This window comes from Marinobacter litoralis, from assembly GCF_016427555.1.
Taxonomy (GTDB): Bacteria; Pseudomonadota; Gammaproteobacteria; order Pseudomonadales; family Oleiphilaceae; genus Marinobacter; species Marinobacter litoralis_A.
In genome coordinates this window covers 1,308,480-1,322,486 of the sequence record NZ_JAELVS010000001.1, presented here as the reverse complement: position 1 = coordinate 1,322,486, position 14,007 = coordinate 1,308,480, and the positions used below count along the sequence as shown (strand labels likewise).

21 protein-coding genes are annotated in these 14,007 nt (G+C 55.0%); 7 read left to right on the top strand and 14 right to left on the bottom strand.

Going from position 1 to position 14,007, the window contains the following annotated elements; translation table 11 throughout:
* Window positions 1-346 precede the first annotated feature (346 nt).
* The 4 genes from JAO79_RS06145 to JAO79_RS06130 all read right to left on the bottom strand — a co-directional run bounded on the left by JAO79_RS06145 (window position 347) and on the right by JAO79_RS06130 (window position 3,211).
* Window positions 347-1,045: a crotonase/enoyl-CoA hydratase family protein gene (locus JAO79_RS06145; RefSeq protein ID WP_199006240.1), complete on the bottom strand. Its 699-nt coding sequence runs from the start codon at window positions 1,043-1,045 to the stop codon at window positions 347-349.
* 98 nt (window positions 1,046-1,143) lie between these two features.
* A complete protein-coding gene (locus JAO79_RS06140; protein ID WP_199006239.1) occupies window positions 1,144-1,521 on the bottom strand; it encodes a hypothetical protein in 378 nt (125 codons plus the stop codon).
* Window positions 1,522-1,541: 20 nt separating this feature from the next.
* Entirely contained in the window at window positions 1,542-2,339 is a 798-nt protein-coding gene (locus JAO79_RS06135; RefSeq protein WP_199006238.1) for an SDR family oxidoreductase, read from the bottom strand.
* A 107-nt stretch (window positions 2,340-2,446) separates the two neighbouring features.
* Window positions 2,447-3,211, bottom strand: coding sequence for a helix-turn-helix domain-containing protein (locus JAO79_RS06130; protein ID WP_199006237.1), 765 nt, complete (start codon window positions 3,209-3,211; stop codon window positions 2,447-2,449).
* Between the two features lie 155 nt (window positions 3,212-3,366).
* On the opposite strand from JAO79_RS06130, the gene JAO79_RS06125 reads away from it, so the two are divergent.
* Window positions 3,367-3,636 (top strand): YiaA/YiaB family inner membrane protein, encoded by a 270-nt coding sequence (locus JAO79_RS06125; RefSeq protein WP_199006236.1) that lies wholly within the window; start codon window positions 3,367-3,369, stop codon window positions 3,634-3,636.
* A 4-nt stretch (window positions 3,637-3,640) separates the two neighbouring features.
* On the top strand, window positions 3,641-4,339 hold the full coding sequence (locus JAO79_RS06120; RefSeq protein ID WP_199006234.1) for a PspA/IM30 family protein: 699 nt from the start codon (window positions 3,641-3,643) through the stop codon (window positions 4,337-4,339).
* Here JAO79_RS06120 and JAO79_RS06115 read toward each other — a convergent pair.
* Window positions 4,310-4,984 (bottom strand): NAD(P)H-binding protein, encoded by a 675-nt coding sequence (locus tag JAO79_RS06115; RefSeq protein ID WP_199006233.1) that lies wholly within the window; start codon window positions 4,982-4,984, stop codon window positions 4,310-4,312. The genes JAO79_RS06120 and JAO79_RS06115 overlap by 30 nt on opposite strands.
* A gap of 105 nt (window positions 4,985-5,089) precedes the next feature.
* Here JAO79_RS06115 and arfB point away from each other — a divergent pair, with 105 nt between their 5' ends.
* Complete coding sequence (arfB, locus tag JAO79_RS06110; protein ID WP_199006232.1) at window positions 5,090-5,503, top strand: alternative ribosome rescue aminoacyl-tRNA hydrolase ArfB; 414 nt, start codon at window positions 5,090-5,092, stop codon at window positions 5,501-5,503.
* Window positions 5,504-6,349, top strand: a complete 846-nt coding sequence (locus JAO79_RS06105) for a DUF72 domain-containing protein (protein ID WP_199006231.1) — start codon at window positions 5,504-5,506, stop codon at window positions 6,347-6,349.
* Here JAO79_RS06105 and JAO79_RS06100 read toward each other — a convergent pair.
* The 7 genes from JAO79_RS06100 to JAO79_RS06070 form a co-directional block, all read right to left on the bottom strand.
* Window positions 6,346-6,804 carry a DUF4112 domain-containing protein gene (locus JAO79_RS06100; protein WP_199006230.1) on the bottom strand — a complete coding sequence of 153 codons (459 nt, stop codon included), beginning with the start codon at window positions 6,802-6,804 and terminating at the stop codon, window positions 6,346-6,348. The two genes, JAO79_RS06105 and JAO79_RS06100, sit on opposite strands and share 4 nt — an antisense overlap.
* A 32-nt stretch (window positions 6,805-6,836) precedes the next feature.
* Complete coding sequence (locus JAO79_RS06095; protein WP_199006229.1) at window positions 6,837-7,268, bottom strand: DUF3010 family protein; 432 nt, start codon at window positions 7,266-7,268, stop codon at window positions 6,837-6,839.
* A gap of 138 nt (window positions 7,269-7,406) precedes the next feature.
* The gene (locus JAO79_RS06090; protein ID WP_199006228.1) at window positions 7,407-7,916 is read right to left on the bottom strand and encodes a hypothetical protein; all 510 of its coding nucleotides are present in this window, start codon (window positions 7,914-7,916) and stop codon (window positions 7,407-7,409) included.
* 2 nt (window positions 7,917-7,918) lie between these two features.
* Window positions 7,919-8,242, bottom strand: a complete 324-nt coding sequence (locus JAO79_RS06085; RefSeq protein WP_199006227.1) for a DUF883 family protein — start codon at window positions 8,240-8,242, stop codon at window positions 7,919-7,921.
* A 126-nt stretch (window positions 8,243-8,368) separates the two neighbouring features.
* Window positions 8,369-8,755 carry a DUF2750 domain-containing protein gene (locus JAO79_RS06080; protein WP_199006225.1) on the bottom strand — a complete coding sequence of 129 codons (387 nt, stop codon included), beginning with the start codon at window positions 8,753-8,755 and terminating at the stop codon, window positions 8,369-8,371.
* A gap of 39 nt (window positions 8,756-8,794) precedes the next feature.
* Window positions 8,795-9,247 (bottom strand): GatB/YqeY domain-containing protein, encoded by a 453-nt coding sequence (locus JAO79_RS06075; protein WP_199006224.1) that lies wholly within the window; start codon window positions 9,245-9,247, stop codon window positions 8,795-8,797.
* Between the two features lie 77 nt (window positions 9,248-9,324).
* Window positions 9,325-10,059, bottom strand: coding sequence for a ZIP family metal transporter (locus JAO79_RS06070; RefSeq protein ID WP_199006223.1), 735 nt, complete (start codon window positions 10,057-10,059; stop codon window positions 9,325-9,327).
* 179 nt (window positions 10,060-10,238) lie between these two features.
* Between JAO79_RS06070 and JAO79_RS06065 the strand changes: the two genes are divergently transcribed.
* Window positions 10,239-10,736, top strand: coding sequence for a DUF2780 domain-containing protein (locus tag JAO79_RS06065; RefSeq protein ID WP_199006222.1), 498 nt, complete (start codon window positions 10,239-10,241; stop codon window positions 10,734-10,736).
* A gap of 30 nt (window positions 10,737-10,766) precedes the next feature.
* On the opposite strand, the gene JAO79_RS06060 is transcribed toward JAO79_RS06065, so the two are convergent.
* Both JAO79_RS06060 and JAO79_RS06055 read right to left on the bottom strand, forming a co-directional pair.
* On the bottom strand, window positions 10,767-11,666 hold the full coding sequence (locus JAO79_RS06060; RefSeq protein WP_199006221.1) for an alpha/beta fold hydrolase: 900 nt from the start codon (window positions 11,664-11,666) through the stop codon (window positions 10,767-10,769).
* A gap of 69 nt (window positions 11,667-11,735) precedes the next feature.
* The gene (locus JAO79_RS06055) at window positions 11,736-12,689 is read right to left on the bottom strand and encodes an adenosine deaminase (protein ID WP_199006220.1); all 954 of its coding nucleotides are present in this window, start codon (window positions 12,687-12,689) and stop codon (window positions 11,736-11,738) included.
* Window positions 12,690-12,828: 139 nt separating this feature from the next.
* Here JAO79_RS06055 and JAO79_RS06050 point away from each other — a divergent pair, with 139 nt between their 5' ends.
* Window positions 12,829-13,431 (top strand): DUF938 domain-containing protein, encoded by a 603-nt coding sequence (locus JAO79_RS06050; RefSeq protein ID WP_199006219.1) that lies wholly within the window; start codon window positions 12,829-12,831, stop codon window positions 13,429-13,431.
* Window positions 13,432-13,494: 63 nt separating this feature from the next.
* Entirely contained in the window at window positions 13,495-13,974 is a 480-nt protein-coding gene (locus JAO79_RS06045) for a nucleoside deaminase (protein WP_199006218.1), read from the top strand.
* The last annotated feature ends 33 nt before the right edge of the window (window positions 13,975-14,007 follow it).

The window sequence follows — 14,007 nt, the reverse complement described above, 5'->3', positions numbered from 1 at the left end:
CGCACAAATTCTGTGGACAACTGTGTTAGCAAGGTAAGGACACATAGGCTAAAACCGCTCTACAAGCGGATTCGCGGATTTTGTCGGTAATTTAACCAAGCCGAATACTGCATCATAAAAATACCGACCGACCCGTTTTTCACTGTTAAAAGCAAGCGAAATCGGGCGTTTTTTCAGGATAGCTGGGGATAACGACAAGCAGTTACCCACAAAGTCTGTGGAAAACTGTGTTAGCAAGGTAAGGACACAGGACTGGAAGGCTTGGTACGAGCGGGTTTGGGGAATATGCCGGTAATTTGACCAAGGATAATTCAGGCGGCCGCGCGATCAGCGGCCGCCGAACACATCATCCCATCAAATCAGACTTATCTGCGTCTTGTTCAATGGCGCGATCCAGTGTGGCCAGATATTCGGCCTTCACCTTAAGTTTGGTTTGCTTGTGCGCGCGCATGTTCAGCTGCTTGTATTGAGACGCAACGGCTTTTGCACGCTCCATCAGCTGCTCTGGTGCAACCAATTCATCCAGAATACCGGCGGCGGTCGCACTTTCCGGGTTGAAGATTTCTGCATTCACCACGGAGCGGTAGAAATAAGGCGCAGGCATACGGTGGCGGGCGATCTCAATACCCGCGTGGTGCATGGTCATCCCGATCGCCACTTCGTTCAGGCCCAGTTTAAAGTTGCCTTCTACACCAATGCGGTAATCCACAGACAACAGCACAAAGACGCCTTTGGCAATTGCATGACCATTACACGCAGCAATCACCGGTGTCGGGAAGGCGGCCAGGCGACGAGTCAGCGTGGACCCCACTTTCACCAGAGCCATGGCTGCATCTATGCCTTTCTGCATTTCTTTCAGGTCGTACCCGCCGGAGAACATGCCGGGCTGGCCTGTCAGGATAACAATTGCCTTGTCTTCTTCGGCACGGTCGAGTGCGGCGTTCAGCGCTTCAAACACGTCGTGGCTCAGGGCGTTAGCCTTGCCATTGTTCAGAGTAATCGTGGCAATGCCATCGTTCAGTTCGTAAGTTACGAGATCTGTCACCGCTGTATCCTCATTAAATTCATTTTATTAAGTGAGCGTTTGTTAACTGTATAGGTTGCGCCGATTTTCGGCAACGCCACGAATACCGAGGTACCCACTCAAGGTTGCACGATACCCGTTTGGCGAACCAGGCAATTCATGGTGGTAATCGTGATATCCCTGAAAACCGCATCTGAACGCACCTTATCCGGGAACTGGTCGTACGCCAAGCGCCGGCACGATGAGGTCCGAGACTCCGCCTGCGAAACGCATTCCTCTTGAGCTTCAGAACTGTCGGCGTTGGCCGTGGCCTCTTCACACAAGTCTGAAATGCGGGAAATGGCCAGGTCCACCACCGCACTGCGATCCACGGGGTTGGCTTCAAGGTTGGCGAAATCGGCTGCCCCAACGTCAGCTGCGTCGGGCTGCGTCTGATTCCAGAACACATACCCCAGCGCAGCCATCACCAGAGTCACCGTAACAATGGGAAATTTCATCAGAAAAGCTCGTTTAGCAATTAACGTTTAGCGCGTCGGGTCAGGCGGAAAATCAGCTCAGGCGACAGCCGCTTCACCCAAAGCGCCGCCATTTCTTTGCCCTTGCCCACCGGGATCTCACGCTTGCGGGCTTTCAAGCCTTTGAAGACAACGGCCGCGCACTCATCCACGTCCATGCCTGACGCTACGTCATCATCGGTTTCGCCAATTGGCGTACCATCGGCAGACAAGGAATTCTTCGCAATATCGGTACGGATAAAACCCGGCAGAATGGTAGACACGTGCAAACCGCTGGTTTCCACTTCCGCCCGCAGTGCATCAAAAAAGCCTACCATCGCATGTTTAGCGGCACAGTAGCCGGTCATCTTGGGCACACCGACTTTACCCGCAACACTGGCCGTGACAGCCAGATGCCCCCTACCGCGCTTCAGCATGTGTGGCAGTACCGCTTTGGTCAGGGCGATCTGGCCCATTACGTCCACATCCATCAGCTTTTGGTAGACCGACATATCGGTTTCAGCGCACAACGAACCTTGCGACAAGCCCGCGTTATTCACCAACAGATCAATCGCCCCAAAACGATCCACCACCGTTTGAGCGGAGGCTTCGTGGGATGCCCAGTCTGTGACATCCAGCGGCAGCACCAGAATGTTATCTTCGGGCAGGCCCGCTTCAACGCAACGGGCGGCTACGCGCTTCAATTGGTCTTCGCGACGGGCCGACAACACCAATCCAGCGCCGTCTTTTGCGTACTGAAGCGCCAGTGCTTCCCCAATACCCGACGAAGCGCCGGTAATCCAAACGGTTTGAGCCGCCATAAACAAGCCTCCAACAGACAAAACGTATTTATTGTTAATGCGTCGGGATACTATCAGAAAAGTTCCACGGCCCCTCAGCACTCACTGGATACCGGCCGCTTTTGTCCTCAACGGCTATAGGGTGGGTAGTCTTTCGCTGCTTCAGGCCGGCGAACACTATTGAACGCGTCAATCTCCCAGGGCCGCATGGCCATCAACAAGCTCACACCAAAACGGTGCTCCAACGGCAAAGAGAGATCCTCTTCGTGGCAGTGACGGAACTCCAGAGCCAACCGCTTGAGCTTCTGCTGAACCGCTTCATTGGATTGGGTGGACAACATGCCACTCACGAACAGCCTCAACTCGCCGGGGTGATTAAAACGACACTTCAGAAAATCCTGCTGCACTTCGGCTTCAAAGAACTTCTGGATAGGGCCGCCCGGCTGCCAGGCGAAGTCATGGCTGACCAAAAGCTTGAACCGGTTGCCGGGCAACAGCTCCAGCACCCCCATGCGATCCAGCTTGGCGAGATAGCCAATCAACTCGGTTTCCGAGACATCGTAAACCTGATGAATCTCCCGAAACTGCCACCGGTTCATCGCACAGACAGCCACCAGCAACAGGCGCACATCCGACACCAGTTCCTGCTCTTGCTCCAGGCTCAACTGCTCCATTTTCGGTTCGGGGGCCAGCTTGCGCACCAAATCGCTGATTTCCATGCCCATCAGGGTGCATACCTGATCCAGCCGCTTCAGCGAAAACTGCTTCTCCGAAAACAGCCGCTTTACGCTCGCTTCTGACAAGCTCAGTGCATTGGCCACGTCCTGATACGTCAGCCCGTGCGCTCTTAATTGCCGCTTGAGTTCACTGATAATGGCACTGGTTTGAGCCATCGATTTTCCTCCCGCTGAGCTCCGCCTGACAGAAAGTATCACCATTCGATACCCAATAGATACACTCTCGATACCTTTAGGGAAGCGCTCGCGACACATCCGGCGATGGCGCAAAGTTCGGTTGTCCCAACAACAACGCCAATGAGGAAGACATCATGGATAGCGAACTGAAGAGCAACTCAAACTCCTGGGTATTTTTTGTGAAGGTTTCATTCGCGATTGCACTGTTTGCAGCCGCCGCGGGTGTGGTGCTTGCCCCTGTGGACATGGTGGTAAAAGGCTACATGGCAATCAGCGCCCTGTTTCTCGTCAGCACCACCATCACACTGTCAAAAACGCTGCGCGATGAACACGAGCAGAGCCGAATTGCGAATCGCATTTCCGAAGCTCGTACCCATCAGCTTCTGAAAGAATACGGGGAGTAACATCATGAGCATCTGGCGCAAACTGAATACGCTGTTTCGGGCCTCGGCCCACGAACCGGTCGCAAAGCTGGTGGAAGCAAACGACCTTCGAATTTTCGAACAGGAACTGCGAGACGCGGAGCAAGCCATTGCGCGATCAAAACGCGAACTGGCGTACCTGATGGCAGAAAAAACCCGACTGGAACGGGACAACGACGGCCTGCAAGCCGCCATTGCTAAACGAGAACAGCAAGCCAGCCAGGCGCTGGAACAAAGCGACGAAGCCTTGGCGCTGGAGCTGGCCAACCTGATTGCAGAGGATGAAACCGTGCTGCAACGCCAGCAACAACAACACGCCAAGCTTCAGCAACAGGAAAACCAGCTGCGCCGCCAGCTGCGGGATTCGGGCCGGGCACTGAAACATTTCCACAGTGAAATGCGTCTGGCGAAAGCCAACCGACATGCCGAGCAGGTCACCAGACAGCTCCGCGGCCATGCAAGTGGGTTGCACAGCCACATGGAAGAACTCAACGTGTCTGCCAGTCGAATTCGTGCCCGTCAAACCGAGGCAGAAGACGTAGAAGCCGCCTTGACCGAACTGGATGCGGAACAAAATAACGGCGATTTGGACGCCCGCCTGAAAGCGGCCGGTATCGACAACGGAGACAGCAATGGCGAGAAGGTGCTGGCTCGCTTAAAGGCCCGCCAGTGCCACGATGTCTGAGTACTGCTGCACCGATTCCTGAACACCTGCGCGGGGGCCAGAATCGATACGAGAAATCTCGTTCGCCATGGCCACCGCAATCGTCTCTGCCCCAATCGCACGGTACTTACGCAACGGCCCGACCAAAGCCCGGTTTGCCACCGGCATCACCGCCATACCCAGGCCTTCAGCCGTGCGATGCTCTTGCCGCTGGCCCAGCAACAAGCTCGGTTGATAAATCGAGAGGTAAGGAAACTCCAATGCCCGAACGGCTTCTTCCAACTCGCCTTTCACCCGACTGTAAAACACCGAAGAGTTCGGCGACGCCCCGATGGCTGACATCAAAATGCAGGCTTTTGCGCCCGCTTCTTTAGCCAATCTCGCGGCATTCAGGGCGTAGCTGTAATCCACCTTGCGGAACGCGTCTTGAGAACCGGCTTTCTTGATGGTGGTACCCAAACAACACACCAGCACATCTACATGGAACATTCCCGCGTGAGCGTTCATGTCATCAAAGTCGATCACAGGCGCGTCCAGATTCGGATGGCTCCACTCCAAAGGCCTGCGCACCGGTGCCACCACGGTCGTAATTCCGGGATTGCCCAGTAGCCTCTTAACCAAAAGACCACCCGTTAACCCCGTCGAACCCAAAACCATAACTTTCATAAAGCGCTCCGTTGCTATTTCGCCACTTCTGATCGCCGCACTGATTGCGTAGGATGATACTAACAGGAAGCGGAAGCTGATCATCCCATCATCAATGCAGGTACTATGCTGAAAATCTCGAACGCCGTAGAAATTGCCGACTGGGAAATCGAAATCACGCAAATTCGAGCCCAAGGCCCCGGCGGCCAGAACGTCAACAAGGTGGCCTCGGCCGTACATCTTCGTTTCGATATTCAGCGTTCTGCGTTACCGCCCTTTTATAAAGAACGGCTGATGGCCTTTTCCGACCAGCGCATCAGCAAAGAAGGCATTGTGATTATCAAGGCTCAGTCTTCCCGCACCCTGGAGCTCAACAAAGAAGACGCCTTGGAACGCCTGAAGGAACTGATTCTGGAAGCGGTAAAAATCCAGAAAAAACGACGACCAACCCGTCCCACCAAAGGCTCCCAACGCCGGCGCATGGACAAGAAAACTCAGAAAGGCAAAACCAAAGCGCTCAGAGGAAAGGTCAAAATCTAAATGCCTCTGCCCTACTACCTTGGTTGCCCTCAATGGCAAGACCCAAACTGGGCGTCTCAATTGCCCACGGGTGGATCTGCCCTCGCCCGCTACGCCCGCGTATTCAACACCGTTGAAGGTAACACCACCTTTTACGCCACGCCCAGCCAGGCCCAATGCGAGCAATGGCGCAAGCAGGTACCGGATAATTTCCGGTTCTTGCTCAAATTACCCCGAGCATTGACGCATGAGCGCATGCTCACCAACGTGGGTGCGGATTTGCAGGCGTTTCTCGAGGTGATCGAGCCCTTATCGGATGTGTTAGGGCCTATGCTACTGCAATTGCCGGCTGGATTTGGCCCGAACCGGCTCCCGCAACTGTGGCGCTTTCTGGATTCGGCACCCGATTCGCTGGATTGGACGGTCGAAGTCCGAAACCCGGTGTTTTTTGCCAAAGGCGAAGAAGAGAAAGCCCTGAATCAGGGGCTGCGCCAGCGCAAATTGGCTCGCGTTTGCATGGATAGCCGAGCGCTGTTCTCAGCAATACCCGACAACGATGTGATTGTAGATGCCCAGCGCAAAAAGCCTCGGGTTCCGGTTCACTTGCTGCCCAATGAAGCCCCTCCGGTTATCCGCTACATCGGCCACCCGGATCTAGAAACAAATCGGGACTTCCTTGCGCCCTGGGTCACTCGGGTAAAAGGCTGGCTAGAGTCCGGCATCAGCCCTTATGTGTTCATGCACATGCCCGATAACGCTCACGCCGTTGCGCTGGCCGAACTTTGGACTGAGTTGTTGCGCGAGCAAATTCCGAGCTTGGAACCTCTTCCTGTGGATGTTTCCAAACCTCAGATGGGATTGTTTTAAAACAGCAACGTTAACCCACCGGTCACCACCGCAAACAGCACAGACAACCAAATCAGCGTTTTCCAAGGAAAGGGCGGCGCAGGCGGCTCTATCTCGAGTTGCTTCTCCAGATAGTTTCTCAGCAACCGTGTATTGCGAGTATTTGCTTTATAAATCGCATCAAAGGCATCACCGAATACCGGCAACAAACCACCCACAAAGTCGATGCCCATATTCCGGAGCATGCGCAGTTTGACGCCCTTGCTTGCCCCTGCTCGCTGGGCCTCCACCAACACATAACTGGCCAACACCAGGCCCGCTACGTCACCCACCACCGGCACCACTCCGATAATGGCCTCTGCACCAATTTTGAATTTGGTAAACGGGATGCCAATGCTGTTGTCGGTAAAGCGGCTGAATTTATCCAATCGTGCAAGCGTTGCTCGTTGCCGCACTTCGATGGGGGCTTTAGCCATTTGTGCTCCAAACTTTGTGGATAATCAGCCGCCTATTTCGTCATCTGGCCAACGTAGGCTGCGGTGAACGCCGTTTCCTGAAACACCTTCAAGCCAGTCTCGGAGAAGGGGATCGGCAGCGGCTTGGAAGCGAGCGTAGATTTGATCAATGCGGGCGTCAGCAACCTTACGTTTAATTCCACATCGGTAATCAACTGAATAGCGGCTTCCAGCTTGAAGCTAATCGCGCCGCCGGCAAACTTACCCTTCGGCATCCGCTCTTTAATCGCAACGCCGGTGACCCCATGTTCCGCCATCAATTCCGAGAACGCCTTCTGGAACTGTTGCAGGTCTTCACGGGCGTGGTTCTTCGGCAACGACAATTTGCGTACCTTACACTCCGGCAAACTGAACTGGCCCCGGTCCAGGCTCAGCATACAGATCACGGCATCGCTGCCGCTCAGTTCAACACCACAAATCGTCATAAAATTTTCCCAATCCCAATACAGGCTCAACCACAGCTTTTCATGAATGCGGGCACGCGGCCACAAATGCACAGTAATGTATGCGAAGGCGTTGTAACACGCTTTAGGAGTGGGATATATAGGCAGCCGCGTAAATCGTTAAGTGCTCTGGCTATCCGGAGCATCATTTGCCGCTTCAGGAGCTACGCGCTCGCCATCGCCCTCTTCCGGCTGCCGCCCGGCTTCTTTCGCGAGCGCCATGCCTCCTTGCATTAACAGCGACTTCATACGCGGGTCCCCCTGCTCAACAACGCCAAGAGCAAAAGCCGCCAACGCCGCTTCCAGCGGATTTTTCTGAATGAGCCGTTTAACGGATGCGATGGGAGAACCGCTCGAAGGGCCGCTGCCCGAACCTTCCGACTGCGTCGAAGGCAATGGCCGCGTCATGCGGTAAAAGAAAAAGGACAACAACAATAGGCAGGACAAGCCCGTCACCGCCAAAGCGCCGGCCCCACCCAACAGAGGGGTCAGCGCCAAGGTAGCGGCGTTGACGAGCAAGTAAAAGCCGGTAAGCAACAAGGCAACCAGCAACACAAAGCCCAGCATAAAGCCCAGAAAAGCGGCAATGGCTTTGCGCAGGGCGCCTTGTAACCAATCCGAATCAGGCATGATCAGCGGTCCAGAAACCGACCAACTAACACGCCGGCAAGGAACATAATCACAATACTGAGGAAGGGCCGCTCCTCAATCTTATGCTCCACACTTTCAACAGCCTTGCCACTGGCATCCCGGGCCCGGGTCAGCGCTTCGTCACCGCGCTGCTTTACCTGATCGAATGCGGCAAGACTTTCCCGGCGAATTTCATCCCGCAGATGACTGATGTTGCCCTTCTGGCCATCAGCCACACTTTTGGCGAGCGTGGAAAGATCTGCCTGTAGTTTTTTCAGATCCTCACGAACCTGATCGTATTCGGTTTTATCCGATTTTGCTTCCATCTCGTGCCTCCTTATCAGTATCGATTACTGCTATTTCGGCTTCGCCATCCGCGAGTGAATACGGATGGCTAACCTCAATCTAGCACAAGGATCGAAAGCTGAAATGAGGACTTGTTAATCTCCCGTTCAGAACGAACCGGACAACACATCCTGAAGATCGCTCTTCAGTGCTTCGGGCTCGGTAATCCAGAGTTCGCTGTCAGCACCGGGGAACACGCCAACCTCGAGCTTGTCGCGACTTAGGCCCGGCACCCACTTCTTGAAGAAATCCGGCAGTGACAGTGATTTCGGCGCAAGATCACTGGAACCACTGGCGTAGTCAGCCGCAAAATCCTCACTTGGCCATACCGGGAGATAACCAACGCCATCTTCTTCGGACACAATCTTAAGAAATTGATTGTCTGAATTAACCAGTATCCAGAGCTCGCGCTCTTCCACCACGGCATCCAGAAAATAGTCGTATCGTTCCTCGCCATCCATCTCGAGAATCTGGGCTAACGGGTTATCGCTCATTACGAATTCCTTGTGGGAATGCGGCCTTTCGGCCTGTATTTAGGCCAGAGCAGCCCGAACTTTTTGGCTCAGCTGCCCCATGTCCACCCGCCCGGTCACCAGGGGGCGCAACTCGTTCATCACCTTACCCATGTCCTGCATGCCCTGAGCTCCGGTTGAACTCACCGCGTCACGGATCAATCCTGCCAGCTCTTCGTCAGTCAGTGCAGCCGGCATGAACTCTTCGATGATTTTCATTTCCGCCCGCTCTTTATCGGCCAATTCGGTGCGACCAGCGTCATCATACTGACTAGCTGCATCGCGGCGCTGCTTGAGCATCTTATCGAGTACTTTCAAAACCTCGTCGTCAGAGATCTCACGGCGCTCATCCACTTCGATCTGCTTCACCGCCGCCTGAGCCATCCGTAAGGTAACCAGCCGCTCACGATTTTTGTTGCGCATGGCTTCTTTTACTGCCGTGCCAAGCTGCTCCTTGAGTGATGTTTCTGCCATCGTCGGGCTCCTGTTTTATGTATGGGGATATGCGTTATAGGAAGACCGGCATAATAACCGCACCGGGGGGCTGCGTCCTACCCTGATAACATCATTGATCCAATCAAACCGAGCAGGAAGCCCGCCACCGCACCCAGAGGAGGGCCCCAGTGTTTCTCCAGCCGCGATTGCGGCGCGATGTCCTGAAAAATAATGTAGAGAATGCCGCCCGCTGCGAACAACATAATTCCGGACACCAACTGATGGGAATCCGATAAGAAATAATGGCCGGTAGCGCCAGCCACGGGCCCCAGCAGCGCCATCAAGGCAAATCCACCCACGATTTTCAGCCGTCCGTAGTCGGTGGAACGGGTGAGCTCACGATAAGAATTAAATCCTTCTGGCAAATTCTGCAGCGCAATGATGCCCGCCAGCAGAATACCGCCTTCGCTGGAAACTGAGAAAGTGGCCCCAAGTGCCAGCGCCTCAGGCACAAAGTCGGTCAGCATCGCCACCAACTGGCTTGCAGACGTGCCATTAGCCGCCAGCCAGCGATCAACCAACATGAAGGTGATGCCGCCTGCGGCAAAGCAGACAACAACCGCCGGGATCGCCAGGTTGGCGGTTCCCTCCGGTACCAGCACCAACGCAACCGCCGCCAACAGCGCACCGCCTCCGAACGCAATCACGCTGTGATGCAGCTCGGACTCAAGCCAGTCGGGGTGAATACGCTCCACCGATGCCAATGCCGCCCCCAATGGCATGGCCGCCCCGGCCATCAGGGTGAGCAACACCAATTGCAGCAAACCGTTCGCCTGAATCGCCTCAACCATGCTCGATACCATCCTAGTCGTTCATCCTGAGCAACAGCATAAGCGCACTGATTTAAAAACCAAAATCCCGCTTGTCATTACCATTTCGGAATGTTTCGGTTTCCTGCACTGTAAAAAGATTCAGATTGCCCCAATATAAAATGTATTCGCCCGCACACTCCAAAATCAGGATCCCTCGCATGAATGCAATCCTTAAACAGTTTCTTCTGGTGTCCAGCATCTACCTGCTTACCCCCAACGCCAGCGCGTTTGGCTTGAACGATGCTTTGAACACCGGTGCCATGGCGCTGTCGCCAACTACAGAAGTCAGCGGCGAAGCCCAGCAGCTGGTGGGCCAGCTCACCAACCAGTTGGGAGTTACACAAGCACAAGCTGTAGGTGGCACCGGAGCCTTGTTGCAGCTGGCGCAAAATCAACTCGGCCAAGACGCGATCAACAATCTAAGCAGCGAAACCTCTGGCCTGTCCAGCCTTCTGGGCGGTGGCGGCGGCCTGGCAGAAGGCCTGCTTTCCAACATTTCGTCAATGGAAGGGGTTCAGTCGGCCTTCGCGGCCTTGGGCATGGATGTCGCCATGGTGCAGCAGTTTGTGCCAGTGGTTCTCGGCTTTCTGGGCAACCAAGGCATCGGCTCTTCACTGCTTGGGCAATTGCAGGGGTTGTGGGCGCCCGCTGAATAACCCGGCACCCGATCATTTGGCCTGAACGACTTATCCGAACGCTTTCCCCAGCGTTCGGATACAGGCGATGGGCTGATCAATAAGCGGCACATGCCCGCTGTTCTCAAGCGTCACCAACCTCGCGTTAGGCAACGCAGCGGCCATGCGCGCCTGCCCCTCCCACGGGTACATTTCCGAACGGCGGCCCGCGATCACCGTGGTCGGCACATCCAAGGTTGGCAGAAGGTTTCGGAAATCGTATTCACGCTCAGTGTAGGCCCGCATGTGCTGATACAGGGTGTACCAGTTGTCCAAAGGCACAAGCTGACGAGAAAATTGCGGTACCCGCATGAGCTGTCCCGCGCTCCATTTCATCCAGTTGCGACTCAGCGCTGCCCCCATGAAACCGGCCAAGCCTTCATGCAACTGCTTTCGCAGTGAAAGGGGAAGAGCTTCATAGGGTGTTTGTGGATCAATCTCCGCCACAGCATCGAGCAACGGCTTCCAGCCCCGGATTCGCTCAGGGCCCTGTTCTCCGAAAATGCCCCAAGGCCAATCCGGGGCATGAGATATACGCGGGGCCTGATCAATATGAACGTAATGCCGAACCCCGTCGGTGCCGAACATGTCCATATAACGCAATGACACGCTGGCTCCCATGGAGATCCCACCCAAACCAAATGGCTGGCCGTGACAGTAGGCACGGATCACAGCATCCAGATCCCGGGCGTGGCTGGTCAGCACACAAGGTTCACTGCAGCTCAGCCGGGAAGACCCGCCAAACCCCCGAAAGTCAGGAAGCACAAAACGAAATTTATTCGCTAACGGCAACACAATCGGCAACCAGTGGCGGCTCTCCATGCCAAAACCATGAAGCAAAATGACCACCGGCCCTCGGCCGATTTCCCGTACTTTCAGCTTGGCGCCATCGTGTGCCGTAACTCGTGCCATCGTTTTGCTTACTCCGTCAGGTTTGATGGCAGCCATTGTCTATGTGGCGATAAGCCACGCACAATGGGTTTAGAAGGCCAACCGCGCATCCATACTGTTTTGCGCCAACTTGCGGGCCTGCTCTTCGGTCATCCCCAAGGCGTCTCGCAGCGCCACAAAATTCTCCAGCACATAGCCACCAAAATAGGACGGGTCATCCGAGTTCACGGTGACTTTCAACCCGCGTTCCAACAACGCCAGAATGTTGTGCTGGCTCATGTCCGAGAACACTTGCAGCTTGGTGTTCGATAGAGGGCACACGGTCAACGGAATTTGCTCATCCGCCAGCCTATCGAGTAATCTCGGATCTTCTGCGGCACGCACACCGTGGTCTATACGGCTCACTTTCAGCAAATCCAGCGCCTGCCAGATGTATTCAGGTGGCCCTTCTTCACCCGCGTGAGCAACCGCCAGCAAGCCTTCGGCCCGTGCCTTGGCAAACACCCGCTCAAACTTGCTGGGTGGGTGGCCCTGTTCGGAGCTGTCCAACCCCACCGCAAAGAACTGATCACGAAACGGCATCGCCTGCTCGAGGGTGCGGAAAGCCTCGTCTTCCGACAAGTGGCGCAGAAAACTGAGAATCAGGCCACTGGAAATACCTAGCTGCTCACGCCCATCACGCAAGGCGGCGCTGATGCCCTGAATCGCCACCTCAAAGGGTATGCCGCGCTCGGTATGGGTTTGCGGATCGTAGAAAGGCTCGACATGCACAACGCCCTGTTCATGGCATTTTTGAAGATACGCCCAGGTGAGGTCGTAGAAATCCTGTTCCGAGCGCAGTACGTTGGCGCCCTGATAATACAGATCCAGGAATTCTTGCAGGTTATTAAAGGAATAAGCCTGCCTCAGCGCACCAACATCGCTCCACGGCAACTCAATACCATTACGCCGGGCCAGCGCAAACATCATTTCGGGCTCAAGAGCGCCTTCCAGATGCAGGTGCAGCTCCGCTTTGGGCAATGCTTTTAGCCAGTCTTCGTTCATCGTAATCTCCGAGATGGATGTCGCAAGGTTTCACCAACATCCTGAAAAATCATAAGGTATTACAGCTGCCGGTTCGCTTTTTCCAGCACTTCACACGCATAATCTAACCAGTGTACCCAGCAAAAGGAGATGTCGCTTAATGTCCGCCCACTTTCCTTATTCTCAGGCTTGCGAGAACAACAAAGCTCCGATCCTGGAACGGCTACGTGAAATTTTCGATACGCCGGGCAGAGTATTAGAGGTGGGCACAGGCACCGGGCAGCACGCGGTGCACTTCGCGCAGGCGATGCCTCACCTGCAGTGGCAACCGACCGACCATCCTCACGCTGTTGATACCTGTCGGCCCCGGTTGGCTCACGCTGCTTTACCCAATATCCTGCCTGCCCTAGAGCTGGACGTAGCCACATCCCCTTGGCCCGTCGAATCCTTCACGTGGGCATTCTCGGCAAATACCGCCCACATTATGGCTTGGGAAGAAGTTGAGCAGATGTTCCGTAACATTGGCGAGCGCCTGCCCAAGGATGGTGCCTTTTGTCTGTATGGCCCGTTCAACTATCAGGGCCGGTATACCAGTGAAAGCAACCGTCAGTTCGATCAGCACTTGAAGGCCAATGCTGCCCATATGGGCATTCGGGATATGGAAGATATACGCACGCTGGCAGAGGGTGTGGGTCTGACGCTGTCCGAAGACCATACCATGCCTGCAAATAACCGGTTGTTGGTTTTTCGAAAACACTCATGAGTAAAATGAAGCTCAAATCCGCGCGAGAGAACGCCGCAAGAAACTCAAAAAACGGAGAAATCTATGGCAAGCCAAATTGACATTAATCATCTGGACCGATGCGTTGAGCTGGCTGCGGAAGCCTTGGAATCCGGCAACCCGCCTTTCGGGTCGGTGCTGGTAGATGCAGACGGCAAAGTAAGGTACGAAGGCCACAACCTTACCGCCGGAGGCGATAGCACGCAGCATCCCGAGTTTGCCATTGCGCGTTGGGCAGCGACCAACATGACACCTGAAGAACGTGCCGAATCCACCGTGTACACCTCGGGCGAACATTGCCCCATGTGCGCAGCCGCTCATGGCTGGGTAGGCCTGGGCCGCATCGTTTACGCCAGTTCTTCAGAGCAGCTAAGCGCCTGGCTGAACGAGATGGACCTGCCACAACCACCGGTAGCAACACTGCCCATTAATAGCGTAGTGCCAAACGTACCGGTTGAAGGCCCTTTCCCGGAACAGGCTGACGCGATTCAGCTGCTACAGAAACAGTATCATGCAGGCCGCTGAGCAAATCGTCGTCAAGGTGAGGTGATCCAAAAA